The organism is Terrabacter sp. C0L_2 (assembly GCF_036352015.1).
In the GTDB taxonomy this organism is placed as follows: domain Bacteria; phylum Actinomycetota; class Actinomycetes; order Actinomycetales; family Dermatophilaceae; genus Terrabacter; species Terrabacter tumescens.
Map to the genome: position 1 here is coordinate 3,341,655 of NZ_CP143557.1, position 17,180 is coordinate 3,358,834.

Genomic DNA, 17,180 nt, shown 5'->3' on the forward strand with positions numbered 1-17,180 from the left:
CACCCGGAGGGGTGACGCGCCCACCACGGCGCCCACGCCATGCTGCATACGCACAGGGTGCGCCGATGGAGGTGGATGGACATGCAGGCCGTCGTCGTCGTCACTGGCGAGGTGGACGAGCGGGACGTCTGGCCGTATGCCGTGTGGACCGGCACCGACGGAACGTGCACGACGCTGACGGTTGCCATCCACGACAGCCGGGAGCTGGTGGGGGTGCTTGCCACTCTGACGGGGCTGGGGCTGGAGGTGACCTCCATGCACGTCGTCGTCGACGGTCGGCCATCGGTCCCAGGCCACGACACTGCTCGACGGCGGCGCGATCAGCGCTGAGGAGTACGTCGTGATCGAGGCACACGCACTCCCTCGCCCCGCACCGCGCAACGGACGCGCGCCGGCTAGCTCTCGACGGCCATCTCGCCGAGCTCGGACCACTGCGTGCCCTCGATCGTCGTGTTGACGATCTTCGGCGTCGCGGTGAGGTAGGCGGGGAGGCTCGACGTGGCCTCCTTGAAGTGGTCGCTCTGCACGTGGGCACCGCCTGCCGCCTCGTCGCGGAAAGCCTCGACCAGGACGTACTCGTTCGGGTCGTCGAGGCTGCGCGACCAGTCGAACCACAGACAGCCGTCCTCGGCGCGGGTGGCCTCGGTGAAGGCCCGGGAGATCTGGGGCCAGTCGTCGGCGTGCTCGGGCTTCACGGGGAACTTGGCGGTGATGAAGATCAAGGCTGATCACTCCTGGGTTGGCTCGGGGGTGTGCGGGGACGGGTGGGTTGTCGACAGGTCCTCGTCGGGTGGCGTACCCGCTCAGGGCACGCCACCCGACGTGCGGCTCAGGCCGCGGCAGGCGTGACGGGGTCGATCGGCTCGGCCGTCCCCGCGGTCCCGGCCGAGGACCTCCGGTCGACGGTCTTCTGGATGCGCTCGCCGAGCACCCCGGACGCCCAGCCGAGGCCGGCGCCGACGACGAGAGCCAGGACGGTCGGCCAGAAGGCGAACGACGTGCCGAAGAAGACCGCCGTGCCGGCGAAGGCTCCCGGGATGAACGACAGGACCGAGGCGGCGGCCTGCACGCACAGCACGAAGGCGAGCACCGTCACGATCATCGCGAGCGCTCCGTCGAACGTCAGCCGGGCCGCCACGAGGCTGGCGAGCCAGCCCCAGACGACGCCGCTGAGGTTGGCGGCCAGGCCCTTGCGGAAGCCGGTGAAGCCACCCCCCGCGGCGAAGTAGCAGGCCCACGCGATGAACGCGACCCACGTGACCAGGCCGAGCTGGACGCTGACCTGGGTCCACAGTCCGGCGAGCACGCCGACCGAGACGCCCACTCCCACATAGCTCTTCATGTCCACGCCTCTCAGGGGACGAGGATGGCCCGGCCGCGGACGTTGCCCGCGTTCAGGTCGTCGACGGCGGTCTGGAAGTCGTCCAGGGCGTAGGTCTGCGTGTGCAGCTTCACCGACCCCCGAGCCGCGAGCGCCATGAGGTCGCAGAGGTCGTTGTAGGACCCGACGAGGTTGCCCACGATGTTGATCTCGGTCGAGACGATGTCGATGGTCGGGACGTCGATGTTCTCGCCGTAGCCGACGACGTGGTAGTCGCCCGCCCGTCGCAGCATCGCGATGCCCTCGGCCGTCGCGCCGCCCTCACCGACGAAGTCGACGACCACCTCGACCCCCGTGCCACCGGTGATGTCGAGCACCTGGTCGACCTGCGTGCCGTCGGCGACGACACCGTGGTCGGCCCCGATGGACAGGGCCAGCTTGACGGCGTCCGGGTTGCGGTCGACGACGACGATCTCGGCGGGTGAGAGCGCCTTGAGTACCTGGATCCCGATGTGCCCCAGTCCCCCCGCCCCCAGGACGGCGACACGGTCACGGGGCGTGAGGCGACGGGCCGCCTTGGCGGCAGCGTGGTAGGCCGTGAGGCCGGCGTCGGCGAGCGCCGCCACGTCCTTCGGCTCGAGCGAGTCGTCGATGCGCACGACGCTGCGCGCCGACGTGCGGAGGTACTCCGCGTAGCCGCCGTTGGTGTCGATGCCGGGGAACTGGTTGCTCTCGCAGTGCACGTCGTCGCCCGAGCGGCAGGCACGGCACAGGCCGCACGTGATGAGCGGGTGGACGATGACCTTGTCGCCTTCGCGGACGTTGGTGACGGCGCTGCCGACGGCATGCACCCAGCCGGCGTTCTCGTGGCCGATCGTGTAGGGCAGCGCGACCTGGGACTTCTCGGCCCACTGGCCCTCGAGGATGTGCAGGTCGGTGCGGCACACACCCGCTCCCCCGATGCGCACGACGACGTCGAACGGACCCGTCGGCTCGGGAACAGGCACCTCGGCCATCTCGAGGTTCGCGTGGTAGCCGACGACCTGGACGGCTCGCATGGTGGTCATGACAGGTGCTCCTTCAGCTGGGTCAGGGGGATGAACGTGGGCGTCGGGGCCGGTCGGGCGTCGGCGGGCTCGGCGCCGTCGAGGCGCTCTGCCTGGTCGTCGCCGGAGCCGGGGTAGCGGGTGCGCAGCAGACCGCGGCAGAAGTGGGCGTTGCCGTCGATCGAGATGCGCGTCGAGCGCGCCCGGCGCAGGGCGAGCGGCACGTCGGCTGCGGCATACCTCGTCCCGTCGTGGGTGACGAGGACGAAGGCCGTCGGCGCGTCGGGCAGCCCGAGCGCCGCGCGCCTGCGCCGCAGGGCCCGCGTCTGCTCGTCGTCCGGGAGGTCCGCCATCGTCACGTCGCCCAGCTGCTCGACCTCGCGCGTCGGCTCGGCGCGGAGCAGGGCCGAGAGGCAGCGCTCCATGGCGGCCGTGTGCGCCTTGCGGCGGAACGTCTCGCGCAGCTCGTCGAGGTCCTGCTCGGCCTCGTGCCGGAACGTGCCGCGGTAGCCCGCGTCGGCCGCCAGTCCCGCGTTGATGAGGTCGCTGTCGTGGTGGTCGTCGAGCTCGACGACGACGTGCTCGGTCCACGGCAGCGCCGTCAGCACGTCCTTGGCGTCGGAGGCCATGAGGAAGGCGAAGTTCGGCGAGCAGAACGACGTCGGCAGCCGCAGGTGCGCCGTGACCGTCGCACCGTCGACCTCGAGCGAACGGACGAAGCCGAGGTCGGTGATCGGCTCGTCGAGCTCGGGGTCGAGCACGACCGAGAGGGCTGCGTATGCCGTGTGCCTCCTCCCGGTGTCGGGCGGCGTCGTGAGCGGGGCGAGTCCCACGGTCACACCCCCGCGAGGGCGTCCGAACCCTGCGTGTCGGCGGCCCGCTCGGCCACGTCGTCGGCGCCGCGGGGGCCCGTGGCGGGCTCGTCGGCGTCGGGGAGCCGGAGCTCGACGGGCACGTCGAGTCCGTAGAGCTTGGCCGCGTTGAGGCCGAGGATCTTCTTCCTCTGCGCCGTCGTCAGCGGGGCGTACTCCGTCAGGTCCTCCGGGATCTGGAAGTCGACGAACTTCTCGACGAGCCAGCGCGGGGTCCAGATCGCGTAGTCGCTCGAGAACATGATGCGGTCCTCGCCGATCCAGTAGAGCAGCTCGCCGAGGATCTGGGCGAAGTAGCGGGGACGGGTGTGGATGAAGGGCATGGCCACGGCGAGGCCGCCGTAGACGTTGGGCTCCTGCGTGGCGATCCAGCAGAAGTCCTCGAGCCGCGGCAGCCCGACGTGCTCGACGATGAAGTTGAGGTCGGTGAAGTCGCTGGCGACGTGGTCGACGTCGGCCACGTCGAACGCGTCGCGGTCGAGGGGCCGGATCGTCGGACCCTTGTGGACGTGGATGTTCGTGACGCCGAGCTCGCGGCACAGCTCGAAGTAGCGGTAGGCCCAGGGGTCGTCGAGCTTCCAGCCGCGGCTCTCGCCGTGCCACTCCGCGGTGTAGAGCTTGACGCCCTTGAAGCCGAGCCGCTCGACGTCGGCGCGCAGCTGGTCGAGGCCCTGCTCGCCGTTGCGGGGGTCGAAGTGGTGGTTGTACGTCAGGCGCGCGGGATCGGCCTTGGCCAGCTGTGAGGCCTCCTCGGTCTGGCCGAAGCCGTTGACGTAGAACTCCCCGAGGTGGGCCGGCTGGAAGATCGCGTGGTCGACGTAGCCGTCCTCGAAGAGGTCCTTCTTGAGCCGGGCGCCGCCCTGGTAGAGGTACTCCTCGTAGCTCCAGACCTCGGACTCGGGGCTGAGGTTGCGGTGGTAGTCGTAGAAGCAGTCGATGAACTGCTTGCCGTGGATGTTCCGCTGGTTCTCGGGCCGGGCGTCCCACAACGCGACGTGCGCGTCGACGATGAAGTAGCTCTCGCCGTCCTTGCTGTACATCAGGTCTCCTCGGGGTGCGATCGTCGTTGATCCCTGTCGACGGTAGGAGCGGACCGGAGCGAGGTCAGGGGGGTCGGTGTCTCAATTTGAGACTGCGTCCGCAGTCGCGCTGGCGTGCCGCGAGGTACCGTCGGAACGGCTTCGAGGAGGCGGCGATGGTGCCGATGCACGACGGAGCCCTGCCGGAGCGGTGGGGTCGTCAGGGCTCGCTGGACGGGCGTGCTCCGGAGCAGCGCGCCGTCCCGGGGCGGGTCATCGCCTCGTGGCAGCGCAGCGAGGGCTACGGAGTGCCGCTCGAGTCGGTCGAGCCGTTCTTCGCCGGCACCCGACAGGACGACTCGCTCTTCTCCCAGTGCGGTAACGAGGTCCTCAAGGGTCTCCACGAGACCCTCGCCGACGAGCCGATCAGCCTGATGCTCACCGATTCCGACGGCCTCGTGCTTAACCGCCTGAGCGGCGACACCTCCCTGCTCCGGGCGCTGGACACCGTCCACCTCGCACCTGGTTTCTCCTTCTCCGAGCGAGAGGCCGGCACGAACGGGCTCGGGATGGCCCTTGCCGACCGGACGCCGTCGCTCGTGCGTGCCGAGCAGCACTACTCCCTCAGCCTCTGCACCTACACGTGCGCGGCCGCACCGGTGATCGACCCCCTGACCGGCCGCCTCGAGGGCAGCGTCAACCTGACGACCTGGTCCAAGTCGCGCGGCGACCTGCTCCTCGCCCTCGCGCAGTCGGCGGCAGGCAACACGGCCTCCCTCATGCTCGCCCGGTCACGTGGTCAGACACCCCGACCGGCACCGCGTGGCCAGGTGTTCCGGGTCGAGACGGCCCGGCTAGAGCCCGGCGCGGGCACACTGAGCGGTCTGTCGGCCGCGTGGACGAACGCCGTCGACCGCGCGGCCGACGCCATCGCCCGGGGCCGGGTCGTGGCTGCGGTCGGCGAGACGGGCGCCGGCCGGGCCACCCTGCTCGCGCAGGCGATGCGCCGGGCGCGCCCTCGCGACCGCATCCTCAGCGTGAGCTCCCCCGACCCGGAAGACGTGGACGCGTGGCTCGCCTCCTGGGCGCCCGAGCTCGGCAAGCCGTGGACGTCGGTCGTGGTCCGCAACGTCGACCTCCTCCCCGCGCTCGCTGCGGCCTCGCTCGTCGGTGTCGTCGCGAACGCGTCACGCGTGCCGGCCGAGCAGGCGGGCGCGCCGTGGTGCCTGACCGCCGAGTCGTTCGCAGACATCCCCTCGGGGCTCGCGCCCCTCGTCGACACGGTCGTCGAGGTCCCCGCGCTCCGCGAGCGCCTCGACGACGTCCTGCCGCTGGCGCGCCACGTGGCCGAGCGCACGCGCGGGCGGCCCATCGACTTCACCCCCGTGGCCGAGCGCGCCCTGACGACGTGCGGCTGGCCGGGCAACGTCGACCAGCTCGTCCGCGCGGTGCGCCAGGCAGCGGGCCGGGCCGACGTCATCGACCTGGCGCAGCTGCCGTCGGAGGTGCTGAGCGGCTCTCGCCGGCGCCTGACCCGGATCGAGGCGTTCGAGCGCGACGAGATCGTGCGCTGCCTGACCCGCGCGGGCACCACGATGCGCGAGGCAGCCGTCGAGCTGGGCATGAGCCGAGCGACGCTCTACCGCAAGCTCGCGCACTACGACCTGCACGTCCTCAAGGACTGAGGGCTCGGGGGCCGCGGGGCCCCGCTTCGCCTGGGCTCGATACGTCGGGAAGGGTGGTCAGGTGTCATCGGCAGTGGTGCGCCCGTGCCGGGTGTCACCAGGAGGTCTGGGTGCAGGCGCTGGACCCGGAGGGCTCTACCTGCAGCGTGGCGTGCTCGATGCCGAAGCGTTCGCGCATGACGTCCGCCGCCTGCGCGAGGATCGTGGCCGTGTCGGCGGCGGACTCCCCCGGCCGCACGGCGGCGGTGACGAGATGAGCCGTCGCGATGTTCATCCCCGACGTCAGCGTCCACACGTGCAGGTCGTGGACCTCGACCACCCCGTCGATCTGCGACAGGGCCCGCTCGGCCTCGTCGGGGTGCATCCCGGCAGGCGCGTGCTGGCCCAGGACGGCCAGGACCTCGCGGCCGAGCAGGACGGCGCGGACCGCGACGAACAGCGCGATCGCGAGCGCCACGACGGTGTCCCACCACGGCCGGCCGGTGCTGCCGACGAGGACGGCGGCGGCGATGACGCCGACCGAGCCCAAGGTGTCGGCGAGGACCTCGAGGTAGGCGCCCTTGACGTTGAGGCTCTCGCTCGCGCCGGCCCGCAGCAGCGCGATGCTGATCAGGTTGATGACCAGTCCGAGCGCACCGACGACGAGCATCGGCCCCGAGGCGACCTCCGGCTCTGCTCCGATGCGTCCGACCGCCTCGATGCAGATGTAGACGGCGACTCCGAGCATGAGCAGCACGGCGAGCCCGGAGGCGAAGACCTCGGCGCGGTAGGAGCCGAAGGTCCGTCGCCCGGTGGTGTCCTTGCGGGTCGCGATGCGCGTCGCGACGAGGGCCGCACCGAGCGCCACGACGTCGGCCGCCATGTGGCCGGCGTCGCTGATGAGGGCCAGCGACCGCGACGTGAGCCCGACGACGAGCTCGACGACGAAGAACACCGCGACCAGCCCGAAGGCCAGCTGCAGCCGCCACCGGTGCGCGACGGCGGCTGACACGCCCGCGCCGTGTCCGTGACCGTGCCCGTGGCTCATGCGCGCGCCCTCGCCGCCTTCGAGCGGGTGCGGGCGAGCCCGACTCGGTCGACCGGCTCGACCGGCTCGACCGGGGCGGGCAGCTCGGTCGTGGGCTGGTGGGTCATGTGCTCCCGGGTCAGGTCGAGCAGCATGCGCACGTGCGCGTCCGCGAGGCGGTAGTACATCAGGCGCCCGTCGCGCCGGGCGGTGACGACCCGCGAGGCGCGCAGCAGCCGCAAGGACTGGGACACCGTGGTCTCGGCGACACCGGTCGCGGCGGCGAGGTCGCACACGCACAGCTCACCCGCCTCGAGCAGCGCGTACAGCAGCTTGGCCCGGGTCGGGTCCCCCAGCAGCTTGAAGACGGCCGAGACCTGGACCAGGTCGCCCTCGGGCAGGGCGCGGGAGCGGACGTGACGCACCGTCTCCGGGTGCACGCAGTGGTCGGTGCAGGCGTCGATACCGATGACCGCCTCATCTGAACGCATGCTCAGATGTTACGACAAGTGCGGCCAGCCTCCTCGACAGTCAGGTCCGGGCGCTGCTGCCCGGGCGGACGGCCTGTTTCACCCTCGGGGGATGACGTCGCCCCTGACGCACTGTGATGCCATGCTCGACATGAGCGGATGGGTCGTCGTGGCGGTGGGGGTCATCCTCTGTTTTGCCGGGGTGGCGTCCCTCAACCTGGCCGTGCTCGTGTCCGCCTTCGCCGTCGTCTGGCTGCTGGCCGACGTCTTCGGTGCGTCCACCGGGATCGCGCTGCTCGTCGCGGCCGCCGGAGCGGTCGCGGTGTGGGTCCTCGTGAGGGTCGTCTTCCGGACGGCGCTCTTCTTCGTCGGAGCCCTGGCCGTCCTCGGCTGGCTCTCCCAGCGGCGCATCTCAGCCCGGCGTCTCGGAAACGACACCAGCGGCCGCAGCACGTGAACCTCTCGATCCGTCACCACCCCTAGGTCTGGAGTCCCTCATGTCCGCGGTACCCGGCCCCGTGACCCCTTTCAGCCCGTCGAGCCCGGACGTCGACGCCGACGGCCTGGGCGAGCTGGCCCTCCGGGCCTTCGTCTACGGCTTCCCCCTCGTCTTCGACCTCGACCAGGTCGCGCGCTACGTCACCACCGGCGTCGGCGCCAACCCCGCGGCGGCGTTCAACTCGTTCAGCCACGCGCGCACGCTGTCCGGGCCAGAGGACAAGTTCGTGACGATCAACAACGACACCGTCTACTCGATGTCACAGCTCGACCTGTCGAACGGGCCGTTGGTCCTCGAGGTGCCCGACACGGACGGCAGGTACTACGTCCTGCAGTTCGTCAGCGCGTGGACCGACAACTTCGCCTACGTCGGTCAGCGCGCCACCGGCACGGGGCCCGGACGCTTCCTCATCACGCCTCCCGGCTGGACCGGCGAGGTGCCCTCGGACTGCACCGCGATCGAGTCCCCCACCGCGATCTGCTCGATCGTCGGTCGCTGGGCCGTCGACGCGGACGGCGACCTCGCCGCCGTGCACGCCCTCCAGGACGCCACGACCCTGACGCCGCTCCAGCCGTCCGACGCATCCTTGGCCGGGTTGCCCAGCACGGACGGGCTCGACGGCCTCTCCCCCGCCCTGCAGTTCTGGGAGAAGTACCGTCGCGCATCGCGACCCTTTCCCCCGGCGGCGCGCGACAAGGATCTCCAGGCCTCGTTCGCGAGGCTGTGGCTCACGGGTGAGGCGCCCCTCGACACCGCACCGGTCGAGGTGCGCGCAGCTCTGGAGCAGGGCCACTCCGCAGGGACCCAGCACCTGCAGCAGTCCCTGCGCGGCGGCCAGGTGGCGGAGGTCGCGGGCTGGCTCATCACGCTGCACGTCTTCGACTACAACCTCGACCACTTCGGAGTCGGCACCATCGACGACGCCAGATGGAGGATCGAGGACTCCGACCGGCGCCTGCTCATCCGGGCCGGCGCCGCGCTGGGTGGGCTGTGGGGCAACCATGCCTACGAGGCCGCCTACCTCGGCACGTACGTCGACGACCACGGACAGCAGCTGACCGGCGCCCACGACTACACGCTGACCCTGGCACCGACGCCGCCCAACGAGGGCTTCTGGTCGCTGACGATGTACGACGTTCCCGACTACTACCTCGTCGACAACCCCATCCAGCGCTACTCCATCGGCGACCGCACGCCTGGACTCGTCTTCGACGCCGACGGGGGCCTCACCATCCGCATCAGCGCCAAGGAGCCGAAAGAGACTGCGGCGCGGGCGAACTGGCTCCCGGCGCCCGCGGGGCCGTTCCGACCCATGCTCCGCGTGTACGTCCCTGGGTCAGACGTCCTCGACGGCCGGTGGACGCCCGCAGCCATCAGCAGGATGTGACCGCGCGCACCCGACGCGCGCCCGGCGCTCACCCGGGAGGATGCGGGCGGCCCCAGGCGACGGACAGCTCGATGGCGCGCGCCCACTGCTGCAGCATCTGCGCGCGCCTCTGCGGGTCGATCATGGGGTGCCATTCAGCGGCGCGGTGCCACTGGCGACGCAGGACCTGCTGGTCGGACCAGTAGCCCACGGCCAGTCCCGCCGCGTAGGCAGCGCCGAGGGCGACCGTCTCGGCCATCATCGGTCGGACGACGGGCACGTCCAGCACGTCCGCGACGGTCTGCATGAGCAGGTTGTTGCTCGTCATGCCGCCGTCCACGGCGACGCTGAGCAACGGCAGGTCGGCGTCGTTGTTCATGGCGGCGAGGACCTCCTGGGTCTGCAGGGCCACCGCCTCCAGCACGGCCCGGGCGATGTGCCCCTTGGTGATGTAGGCGGTGAGCCCGGCGACGATGCCCTGGGCCCGGCTCTCCCAGTGCGGCGCGTAGAGACCCGCGAACGCGGGGACGACGAAGCAGCCGCCGTTGTCGTCGACGGACGCTGCGAGCGTCTCGATCTCCGCCGGGGACCGGATCAGCCCGAGGCTCTCTCGGCACCACTCGACGAGAGCGCCGGCGACGGCCACGGACCCCTCGAGCGCATACACCGTCGGTTCGCCCTGCATCTGGTGGGCGACCGTGGTGACGAGCCCGTGCCTCGACAGGACAGGCTGGTCGCCGGTGTTGAGCAGCATGAAGGTCCCGGTGCCGAAGGTGCACTTGGCCTCGCCGGAGTCGAAGGCCGTCTGCCCGAAGAGCGAAGCCTGCTGGTCGCCGATCACCGCACCGACGGGTATGCCGGCGACCGGGTCGGTCGTGACTCCGTGGGCTCCCATGGTGGGCCGGATCTCGGGCAGCGCGCGTGTGGGCACCCGCATCACGGCGAGGAGCTCGTCGTCCCACTGCAGGGTGTGCAGGTCCATGAGCATGGTACGGCTCGCGTTGCTCACGTCGGTCGCGTGCACGCCGCCACGGGGACCACCGGTGAGGTTCCAGAGCAGCCAGGTGTCCATCGTGCCGAAGAGCAGCTCACCCGCCTCGGCGCGCTCACGCAGGGACTCGTCGTTCTCGAGGATCCAGCGCAGCTTCGGACCCGTGAAGTACGTGGCCAGGGGCAGCCCGGTCCGCGCGTGGATCACGGTCGCGTCGAGCTCCTCGGCGATGGCGGGCAGCAGCGGACCGGTCCTGGTGTCCTGCCAGACGATGGCCGGGGTCACCGGTTCGCCGGTGAGGCGGTCCCACACGACCACGGTCTCGCGCTGGTTCGTCAGGCCGAGCGACACGATCTGGGTCGGGTCGATGCCGGCCGTTCGAAGGGCCTCCGGCAGCAGACGACAGACCAGCCTCCAGATCTCGGCCGCGTCGTGCTCGACCCATCCGGGCCGCGGGTAGTGCTGGGAGTGCTGCTCCTGCGTGAGCGCGACGAGTCGACCCTGGTGGTCGAAGACGAGGCAGCGCGTCGAGGTGGTGCCCTGGTCGATGGCGGCCACGTATCGCTCCCTCATGCAGCGCGCCCGTGCCCGAACTCCCGCGACACGGCTCGGGCGACGCGGAGCACCTCGTCCTCGAGCGTCTGGCGCGGACGGTGTCTCGCGTCGCACAGCTCGTCGACGCTGCCCGTGATGCCGACGGACGCGACGACGTAGCCGCCGCGGTCCCGCACCGGGGCGGCGATGCCGGCGATCTCCGGCTCGCACTCCCCCACCGCGACGGCCAGCCCGTTCTCACGGATGTCGGCCAGCTCGCGCAGGAGCGCGGACCGCTCGGTGATGGTCCGGAAGGTGAAGCTCTGGACCGGGCGGGTGAGGACGCTCCTGGCGGCACCGGGGTCGAAGGCGAGCAGGACCTTGCCCAGGGCCGTGGCATGCAGCGGGATGCGGCGGCCGACCTCCAACGTCTGCTCCTGGGAGCCGATGGCGAAGACGTGGTGGGCGATGATCGCGGTGCCCTCCCGGAACATCGCGACGCGGGCCGCGCAACCGGTGCGAGCGGCCAGTGCATCCGTCCAGTTGAGCGCATGCGCCCGCAGCTCGTTCGGGTCGAGGCGGGTGGACCCGATCTGCAGCAGGTCACGTCCGACGCGGTAGCAGCCGTCCTCGTCCTTCTCGACGAACCGGACGTCACACAGCGTCCCCAGGAGGCCGTGCGCCGTGGTCTTGGCCAGGGAGAGCGCGGCCGCGATCTGCGCCAGCCCCAGTGGCTCCTCCGTGGAGGCCAGCAGCTGGACGATGGCGGCCGCGCGCTCCACCGACTGCACGGGTCCGGACATGTCACGAGCGTAGGTCGGGGACGGATCGGCCGAAAGGGGCGCTCGTTCGACGATGGCGAACGCCCGGACGTTCGGCGATGGCGAACGCACGGCGTTGTCGGACCGCGTGACGCTTCGTACGTTTCCGGTCATTGACTGCAAGACGGGCGATCCGCCCGAACCGCAAGCAGATTCAACGACAAAGGAGTCGACATGGACGGTCTTCACAGACGCACTCTCACGGGAGAGCTCGTGGCAGAGTTCCTCGGCACCATGGTCCTCATCCTCTTCGGGGTGGGCGTCGTGGCGCAGGTCGTGACCGGCAAGGACGGCCTCGGTGGCCACGACTCGATCGCGTGGGCGTGGGGCCTCGGCGTGACGTTCGGCGTCTACGTCGCCGCCCGGATCAGCGGCGCCCACCTCAACCCGGCGGTCACCGTGGCGCTCGCCGTGTTCAAGGGGTTCGAGTGGCGCAAGGTGCTCCCCTACGCGCTGGTCCAGACGCTCGGGGCCTTCGTCGCCGCGCTCATCGTGAGGTTCGCCTACGCCGACGCGATCGCGAACGTCGACCCGGGCCACACGATCGCGACCCAGGGCATCTTCTCGACCCTGCCGGGCAACGGGTCACTGCCCATCAGCATCGGCAGCGCCTTCATGGACCAGGTCATCGGCACGGCGATCCTGCTCTTCCTCATCCTCGCCGTGACCGATGTGCGCAACAGCGCGCCGGTGCAGTGGATGTCACCCTTCATCATCGGGCTCATCGTCGTGGCGATCGGGATGGCCTGGGGCGCCAACGCCGGCTACGCGATCAACCCGGCCCGCGACTTCGGCCCGAGGCTCGCGTCGTTCCTCACCGGATACGGGACCGCCTTCGAGGACCAGAACGGCGCCCTCTACTTCTGGGTGCCGATCGTGGCCCCGGTCATCGGCGGCCTGCTCGGTGCCGGCGCCTACGTCGGCCTGGTCGAGCGCTACCTGCCCGACGACGACGAGCCGAACGAGGTCGGCGAAGTGCCGGCGGGAGAGCCCCACGCACACCCGGAGCGGGCCAGCGTCTCCTGACGAAACCCGCTCGTGCAGAGGGACTCCCGTTCCCGACGCGCAGACCACACGCCAGCACACGGCATACACGGCATACACGCACGACCGACTCAAGGAGGAGTAACCATGGCTGACTACGTCGCCGCGGTGGACCAGGGAACGACGAGCACCAGGTGCATGATCTTCGACCACGGGGGCAACGAGATCGCCCGGCACCAGCTCGAGCACCAGCAGATCATGCCTCGGCCCGGTTGGGTCGAGCACAACCCCGTCGAGATCTGGGAGCGCACGAGCGCGGTCCTGCAGACCGTCATGAACGGCAAGGGACTGTGCGCCTCCGACCTGGCCGCCCTCGGCATCACCAACCAGCGCGAGACCACGGTCGTCTGGAACAAGCGCACCGGTCGCCCCTTCTACAACGCGATCGTCTGGCAGGACACGCGCACCGACAAGATCGCCGCGGCCCTCGACAAGGACGAGCGTGGCGAGCTCATCCGCAGCCGCGCCGGGCTGCCCCCGGCGACCTACTTCTCCGGCGGCAAGATCCAGTGGATCCTCGAGAACGTGCCCGGAGCCCGCGAGGCAGCGGAGCGCGGGGACGCCCTCTTCGGCACCACCGACAGCTGGCTGCTGTGGAACCTCACCGGAGGCGTCGAGGGGGGCGTGCACGTCACGGACGTCACCAACGCCAGCCGGACCATGCTGATGGACCTCGAGACCCTCGAGTGGGACGACGAGCTCCTCGAGATCTTCGGGGTGCCGCGCCAGATGCTGCCGGAGATCCGGCCGTCCTCCGACCCCGGCTTCTACGGCAAGACCCTCGCCCACGGCCCGCTCGGTGGGGAGGTGCCGCTCTCGGCCGCGCTCGGTGACCAGCAGGCCGCCATGGTCGGCCAGGTGTGTCTTGCCGCCGGCGAGGCCAAGAACACCTACGGCACGGGCAACTTCCTGCTCCTCAACACCGGCGAGGAGCTCGTGCGCTCGAAGAACGGGCTGCTGACGACCGTCTGCTACCAGTTCGGCGACGCCAAGCCCGTCTACGCCCTCGAGGGGTCGATCGCCGTCACGGGCTCGGCGGTCCAGTGGCTGCGCGACCAGCTCGGCATCATCCAGGGCGCCAGCCACAGCGAGTCGCTCGCCCGCCAGGTGCCGGACAACGGCGGCTGCTACTTCGTGCCCGCCTTCTCCGGCCTGTTCGCACCGTACTGGCGCTCGGACGCCCGCGGCGCGATCGTCGGGCTCTCCCGCTACAACACCAACGCGCACATCGCCCGGGCGACCCTCGAGGCGATCTGCTACCAGAGCCGCGACGTCGCGGACGCGATGGAGAAGGACTCCGGCGTCAAGCTCGAGGTGCTCAAGGTCGACGGAGGCGTGACCGCCAACGACCTCTGCATGCAGATCCAGGCCGACGTCCTCGGCGTCACGGTGAGCCGGCCGGTCGTCGCCGAGACGACGGCGCTGGGCGCTGCGTATGCCGCCGGGCTGGCCGTGGGCTTCTGGGAGACCCCCGACGAGCTGCGCCAGAACTGGAACGAGAGCAAGCGGTGGGACCCCTCGTGGACCGAGGAGGAGCGAGAGGACGGCTACCGCGGCTGGCGCAAGGCCGTGGAGCGGACCCTGGACTGGGTGGAGGTGTGAGCGTGGAGACGCAGGCGACCCCCATGAACCGCGCCGGCCGTGACGAGGCGCTGCGCCAGATGGCCGAGGAGGAGCTCGACGTGCTCGTCATCGGTGGTGGTGTCACCGGCGCGGGGGCCGCTCTCGACGCCGTGACACGGGGACTGCGCGTCGGGCTCGTCGAGGCAAGGGACTATGCCGCCGGCACGTCCTCGCGCAGCTCGAAGCTCATCCACGGCGGACTGCGCTACCTCGAGCAGCTCAACTTCTCGCTCGTCCGCGAGGCACTGAGGGAGCGCTCGCTCATCCTCAACACCCTCGCGCCGCACCTGGCGCGCGCCGTGCCGTTCCTCTACCCGCTGCAACACCGGCTCTGGGAGCGCCCCTACGTCGGCAGCGGCGTGCTGCTCTACGACACCATGGGCGGCCGCCACGGGGTGCCCGGTCACCGGCACCTCACGAAGCGGCAGGCGCTGCGGGCCTTCCCGTCGCTGCGCAAGGACGCTCTCGTAGGCGCGGTGCAGTACTACGACGGCCAGGTCGACGACGCCCGGCACACCATGATGGTCGCGCGCACGGCCGCACAGTACGGCGCGCTCTGCGCCACGAGCGTCCGGGTCACCGGCTTCCTGCGCGAGGGAGACCGGGTCGTCGGAGCGACGGTCCGCGACCTCGAGACGGGCGCCGAGCACGAGGTGCGCGCGAAGCGGACGATCAACGCCGCCGGCGTCTGGACCGACGAGATCCAGGAGATGGTCGGTGGCCGGGGGCAGTTCAACGTCCGCGCCTCCAAGGGCGTCCACATCCTCGTGCCGCGCGACCGCATCCAGGCCACCACGGGCATCATCAGCCGCACCGAGAAGAGCGTGCTGTTCATCATCCCCTGGGACACGCACTGGATCATCGGGACGACCGATACCGACTGGGACCTCGACCTCGCCCACCCGGCGGCCAGTCGCAGCGACATCGACTACCTCCTCGGCCACGCGAACCGGCTGCTCCAGACGCCGTTGACGCACGACGACATCGTCGGCGTCTATGCCGGACTGAGGCCGCTGCTCCAGGGCGAGTCGGAGGCCACGAGCAAGCTCTCGCGCGAGCACGCGGTCGCGAGCCCCGTGGCCGGGCTGGTCATGGTGGCCGGTGGCAAGTACACGACCTACCGCGTCATGGCCCAGGACGCCGTCGACGCGGCGGTGGAGTCCTTGCCGTCGAAGGTGCCCCCGTCGTGCACCGACCGGGTACCCCTGGTCGGGGCCGAGGGCTACACCGCCGCGTGGAACCAGCGTCACGTGCGGGCCCGGCGAGCCGGTCTCCACGTCGCCTGGCTCGAGCACCTGCTGCACCGCTACGGATCCCTCACAGAGGAGGTGCTGGCGCTCGTGAGCGACCAGCCGGAGCTCGGGGAACCGCTCGAGGGCGCCCCGACCTACCTCAAGGCCGAGATCGCCTACGCAGCGCTCGCGGAGGGAGCCCTGCACCTGGACGACATCCTCACGCGCCGCACCCGGATCTCCATCGAGACCCCCGACCGCGGCCGAGCGTGCGCGAGCCACGTCGCCGCCCTCGTCGCACCGATCCTCGGGTGGGACGAAGCCACTGCGGCCGGTGAGGTCGGGCACTACCACGCGCGACTCGACGCGGAGCTGCAGTCGCAGTCCGAGCTCGACGACCGCACCGCCGACGCCGCCCGCCTCGGAGCGCCTGACGTCAGAAGCGACGGGGTGGCTGCGGCCGACACCGCGTGAACACCGCGTGGACGTATGCCGCGTGGCGCGCCACGCGGCATACGTCCACACGCACGTCCGCTCCCCGCTCCCCGGGCCGCCGGCCTCGAGATGGGGGAACGACGCCGACCGTCGTCACGACCTGACCGGGCCACGCCATACTGGGCTCGACCCCACGCCGTCGACGGCGGAGGGCCAGCTTCCGGCGCAGACTCAGAGAGGACCCGACGTGGGCTTCACCGAGACCATCGAGTGGGTCGGCAAGGCGATCGACTCGGCCGGAGTCGCGGTCCTCGTGGTCGGGGCGCTGGCGGCTGCGGTGCGCGCGGCTCGGAGCGCTCGGTCCGGCTCGTCAGACACCTACCGTCAGTTCCGCCAGCAGCTCGGGCGCTCCATCCTGCTCGGCCTCGAGCTGCTCGTCGCCGCCGACATCATCCGCACGGTGGCCGTGACACCCACGCTGTCGAGCGTGCTCGTGCTGGCACTGATCGTGGCCATCCGGACCTTCCTGAGCTTCTCCCTGGAGCTCGAGATCACCGGGCGCTGGCCGTGGCAGAAGCCGGCCCCCGACCGGCCCAGCGAGTAGACCTCCTCCCCCGCGCGAGGCATCGCCTGGACGGAGCTCGGGCCTGGCATGGCTGCATGCCTGACGTTGAGCTGCCGAGCATCGGCGCGCCCGCGACGCGCGCACTCGCATCGATCGGCGTGACGCGCCTCGACCAGCTCGTCGACCACAGCGAGGACGAGCTGCTCGCCCTCCACGGCTTCGGCCCCAGCGCGCTGCGCATCCTCAACGAGGCGCTCGGCTCGGAGGGGCTCTCCTTGCGCTCGTAGCCCCGGCGAAGCACTCGAGGCCTTCCGCCTGACGAGGTTCTCGTTGCCTCTCCAGGCGCCGGCCCTCCGGATGGTCAGAGCACGCCCTCCATGGCCCGCGCATGAGAAAAGCCCCCGTCCGGCGTCTCCGCTGGTCAGGGGCTGTCTCGTGCTGGTGGGCGATACTGGGTTTGAACCAGTGACCTCTTCCGTGTCAAGGAAGCGCGCTACCGCTGCGCCAATCGCCCGTGGGTCTTGCTTGTCCTGCTGGATACTACGTGGTGTCTCACCGAGGTGGAGACGGGATTTGAACCCGTGTACGCGGCTTTGCAGGCCGCTGCCTCGCCTCTCGGCCACTCCACCGTGGAAGGCAAGTGGATCTTTG

18 protein-coding genes and 2 tRNA genes are annotated in these 17,180 nt (G+C 70.8%); 9 read left to right on the forward strand and 11 right to left on the reverse strand.

Features of this window, described 5'->3' with window-relative positions:
- Positions 1 to 81 precede the first annotated feature (81 nt).
- The gene (locus U5C87_RS15270; RefSeq protein ID WP_330473375.1) at positions 82 to 330 is read left to right on the forward strand and encodes a hypothetical protein; all 249 of its coding nucleotides are present in this window, start codon (positions 82 to 84) and stop codon (positions 328 to 330) included.
- A gap of 65 nt (positions 331 to 395) precedes the next feature.
- Here the strand turns inward: U5C87_RS15270 and U5C87_RS15275 are convergent, their stop codons facing one another.
- The 5 genes from U5C87_RS15275 to U5C87_RS15295 form a co-directional block, all read right to left on the reverse strand.
- On the reverse strand, positions 396 to 722 hold the full coding sequence (locus U5C87_RS15275; protein ID WP_330473376.1) for a putative quinol monooxygenase: 327 nt from the start codon (positions 720 to 722) through the stop codon (positions 396 to 398).
- Between the two features lie 107 nt (positions 723 to 829).
- A complete protein-coding gene (locus U5C87_RS15280; RefSeq protein ID WP_330473377.1) occupies positions 830 to 1,342 on the reverse strand; it encodes a DUF1097 domain-containing protein in 513 nt (170 codons plus the stop codon).
- An 11-nt stretch (positions 1,343 to 1,353) separates the two neighbouring features.
- A complete protein-coding gene (locus tag U5C87_RS15285) occupies positions 1,354 to 2,388 on the reverse strand; it encodes an NAD(P)-dependent alcohol dehydrogenase (protein WP_330473378.1) in 1,035 nt (344 codons plus the stop codon).
- On the reverse strand, positions 2,385 to 3,200 hold the full coding sequence (locus U5C87_RS15290) for an iron-sulfur cluster assembly protein (RefSeq protein ID WP_330473379.1): 816 nt from the start codon (positions 3,198 to 3,200) through the stop codon (positions 2,385 to 2,387). The genes U5C87_RS15285 and U5C87_RS15290 overlap by 4 nt, the downstream gene beginning before the upstream one ends.
- A 2-nt stretch (positions 3,201 to 3,202) precedes the next feature.
- On the reverse strand, positions 3,203 to 4,279 hold the full coding sequence (locus tag U5C87_RS15295; protein WP_330473380.1) for an amidohydrolase family protein: 1,077 nt from the start codon (positions 4,277 to 4,279) through the stop codon (positions 3,203 to 3,205).
- 155 nt (positions 4,280 to 4,434) lie between these two features.
- On the opposite strand from U5C87_RS15295, the gene U5C87_RS15300 reads away from it, so the two are divergent.
- Positions 4,435 to 5,943 (forward strand): helix-turn-helix domain-containing protein, encoded by a 1,509-nt coding sequence (locus tag U5C87_RS15300; RefSeq protein WP_330473381.1) that lies wholly within the window; start codon positions 4,435 to 4,437, stop codon positions 5,941 to 5,943.
- 94 nt (positions 5,944 to 6,037) lie between these two features.
- On the opposite strand, the gene U5C87_RS15305 is transcribed toward U5C87_RS15300, so the two are convergent.
- Both U5C87_RS15305 and U5C87_RS15310 read right to left on the reverse strand, forming a co-directional pair.
- Positions 6,038 to 6,970, reverse strand: a complete 933-nt coding sequence (locus tag U5C87_RS15305) for a cation diffusion facilitator family transporter (RefSeq protein WP_330473382.1) — start codon at positions 6,968 to 6,970, stop codon at positions 6,038 to 6,040.
- Positions 6,967 to 7,440 (reverse strand): ArsR/SmtB family transcription factor, encoded by a 474-nt coding sequence (locus tag U5C87_RS15310; protein ID WP_330473383.1) that lies wholly within the window; start codon positions 7,438 to 7,440, stop codon positions 6,967 to 6,969. Before U5C87_RS15310 ends, U5C87_RS15305 begins: the two co-directional genes overlap by 4 nt.
- Positions 7,441 to 7,531: 91 nt before the next feature.
- On the opposite strand from U5C87_RS15310, the gene U5C87_RS15315 reads away from it, so the two are divergent.
- Positions 7,532 to 7,876, forward strand: a complete 345-nt coding sequence (locus tag U5C87_RS15315; RefSeq protein WP_330473384.1) for a hypothetical protein — start codon at positions 7,532 to 7,534, stop codon at positions 7,874 to 7,876.
- Between the two features lie 40 nt (positions 7,877 to 7,916).
- A complete protein-coding gene (locus U5C87_RS15320) occupies positions 7,917 to 9,305 on the forward strand; it encodes a DUF1254 domain-containing protein (protein ID WP_330473385.1) in 1,389 nt (462 codons plus the stop codon).
- A gap of 28 nt (positions 9,306 to 9,333) precedes the next feature.
- Here U5C87_RS15320 and glpK (U5C87_RS15325) read toward each other — a convergent pair whose 3' ends face one another.
- Together glpK (U5C87_RS15325) and U5C87_RS15330 are read right to left on the reverse strand one after the other, a co-directional pair.
- Entirely contained in the window at positions 9,334 to 10,848 is a 1,515-nt protein-coding gene (glpK, locus tag U5C87_RS15325; protein WP_443082064.1) for a glycerol kinase GlpK, read from the reverse strand.
- Positions 10,845 to 11,612 carry an IclR family transcriptional regulator gene (locus U5C87_RS15330; RefSeq protein ID WP_330473387.1) on the reverse strand — a complete coding sequence of 256 codons (768 nt, stop codon included), beginning with the start codon at positions 11,610 to 11,612 and terminating at the stop codon, positions 10,845 to 10,847. Before U5C87_RS15330 ends, glpK (U5C87_RS15325) begins: the two co-directional genes overlap by 4 nt.
- Before the next feature lie 231 nt (positions 11,613 to 11,843).
- On the opposite strand from U5C87_RS15330, the gene U5C87_RS15335 reads away from it, so the two are divergent.
- From U5C87_RS15335 to U5C87_RS15355, 5 genes are all read left to right on the forward strand, one after another.
- Positions 11,844 to 12,656 (forward strand): MIP/aquaporin family protein, encoded by an 813-nt coding sequence (locus U5C87_RS15335; RefSeq protein WP_443082065.1) that lies wholly within the window; start codon positions 11,844 to 11,846, stop codon positions 12,654 to 12,656.
- A gap of 105 nt (positions 12,657 to 12,761) precedes the next feature.
- The gene (glpK, locus tag U5C87_RS15340) at positions 12,762 to 14,276 is read left to right on the forward strand and encodes a glycerol kinase GlpK (RefSeq protein WP_330473389.1); all 1,515 of its coding nucleotides are present in this window, start codon (positions 12,762 to 12,764) and stop codon (positions 14,274 to 14,276) included.
- A 23-nt stretch (positions 14,277 to 14,299) separates the two neighbouring features.
- The gene (gene glpD, locus U5C87_RS15345; RefSeq protein ID WP_330476702.1) at positions 14,300 to 16,003 is read left to right on the forward strand and encodes a glycerol-3-phosphate dehydrogenase; all 1,704 of its coding nucleotides are present in this window, start codon (positions 14,300 to 14,302) and stop codon (positions 16,001 to 16,003) included.
- Between the two features lie 208 nt (positions 16,004 to 16,211).
- Positions 16,212 to 16,568: a DUF1622 domain-containing protein gene (locus U5C87_RS15350; protein WP_330473390.1), complete on the forward strand. Its 357-nt coding sequence runs from the start codon at positions 16,212 to 16,214 to the stop codon at positions 16,566 to 16,568.
- A 56-nt stretch (positions 16,569 to 16,624) separates the two neighbouring features.
- Positions 16,625 to 16,816, forward strand: coding sequence for a DNA-binding protein (locus U5C87_RS15355; RefSeq protein ID WP_330473391.1), 192 nt, complete (start codon positions 16,625 to 16,627; stop codon positions 16,814 to 16,816).
- Positions 16,817 to 16,968: 152 nt separating this feature from the next.
- Here the strand turns inward: U5C87_RS15355 and U5C87_RS15360 are convergent.
- Positions 16,969 to 17,043: transfer RNA gene (locus U5C87_RS15360), tRNA-Val, on the reverse strand.
- Positions 17,044 to 17,087: 44 nt separating this feature from the next.
- Positions 17,088 to 17,158: transfer RNA gene (locus U5C87_RS15365), tRNA-Cys, on the reverse strand.
- Between the last annotated feature and the right edge of the window lie 22 nt (positions 17,159 to 17,180).

Bases quoted from the DNA above. Each gene is read 5' to 3' on its own strand.
- U5C87_RS15270 (WP_330473375.1), top strand. From the start codon at position 82: ATGCAGGCCGTCGTCGTCGTCACTGGCGAGGTGGACGAGCGGGACGTC.
- U5C87_RS15280 (WP_330473377.1), bottom strand. From the start codon at position 1,342: ATGAAGAGCTATGTGGGAGTGGGCGTCTCGGTCGGCGTGCTCGCCGGA.
- U5C87_RS15285 (WP_330473378.1), bottom strand. From the start codon at position 2,388: ATGACCACCATGCGAGCCGTCCAGGTCGTCGGCTACCACGCGAACCTC.
- U5C87_RS15295 (WP_330473380.1), bottom strand. From the start codon at position 4,279: ATGTACAGCAAGGACGGCGAGAGCTACTTCATCGTCGACGCGCACGTC.
- U5C87_RS15300 (WP_330473381.1), top strand. From the start codon at position 4,435: ATGGTGCCGATGCACGACGGAGCCCTGCCGGAGCGGTGGGGTCGTCAG.
- U5C87_RS15305 (WP_330473382.1), bottom strand. From the start codon at position 6,970: ATGAGCCACGGGCACGGTCACGGACACGGCGCGGGCGTGTCAGCCGCC.
- U5C87_RS15310 (WP_330473383.1), bottom strand. From the start codon at position 7,440: ATGCGTTCAGATGAGGCGGTCATCGGTATCGACGCCTGCACCGACCAC.
- U5C87_RS15315 (WP_330473384.1), top strand. From the start codon at position 7,532: ATGACGTCGCCCCTGACGCACTGTGATGCCATGCTCGACATGAGCGGA.
- U5C87_RS15320 (WP_330473385.1), top strand. From the start codon at position 7,917: ATGTCCGCGGTACCCGGCCCCGTGACCCCTTTCAGCCCGTCGAGCCCG.
- glpK (WP_443082064.1), bottom strand. From the start codon at position 10,848: ATGAGGGAGCGATACGTGGCCGCCATCGACCAGGGCACCACCTCGACG.
- U5C87_RS15330 (WP_330473387.1), bottom strand. From the start codon at position 11,612: ATGTCCGGACCCGTGCAGTCGGTGGAGCGCGCGGCCGCCATCGTCCAG.
- glpK (WP_330473389.1), top strand. From the start codon at position 12,762: ATGGCTGACTACGTCGCCGCGGTGGACCAGGGAACGACGAGCACCAGG.
- glpD (WP_330476702.1), top strand. From the start codon at position 14,300: ATGAACCGCGCCGGCCGTGACGAGGCGCTGCGCCAGATGGCCGAGGAG.
- U5C87_RS15355 (WP_330473391.1), top strand. From the start codon at position 16,625: ATGCCTGACGTTGAGCTGCCGAGCATCGGCGCGCCCGCGACGCGCGCA.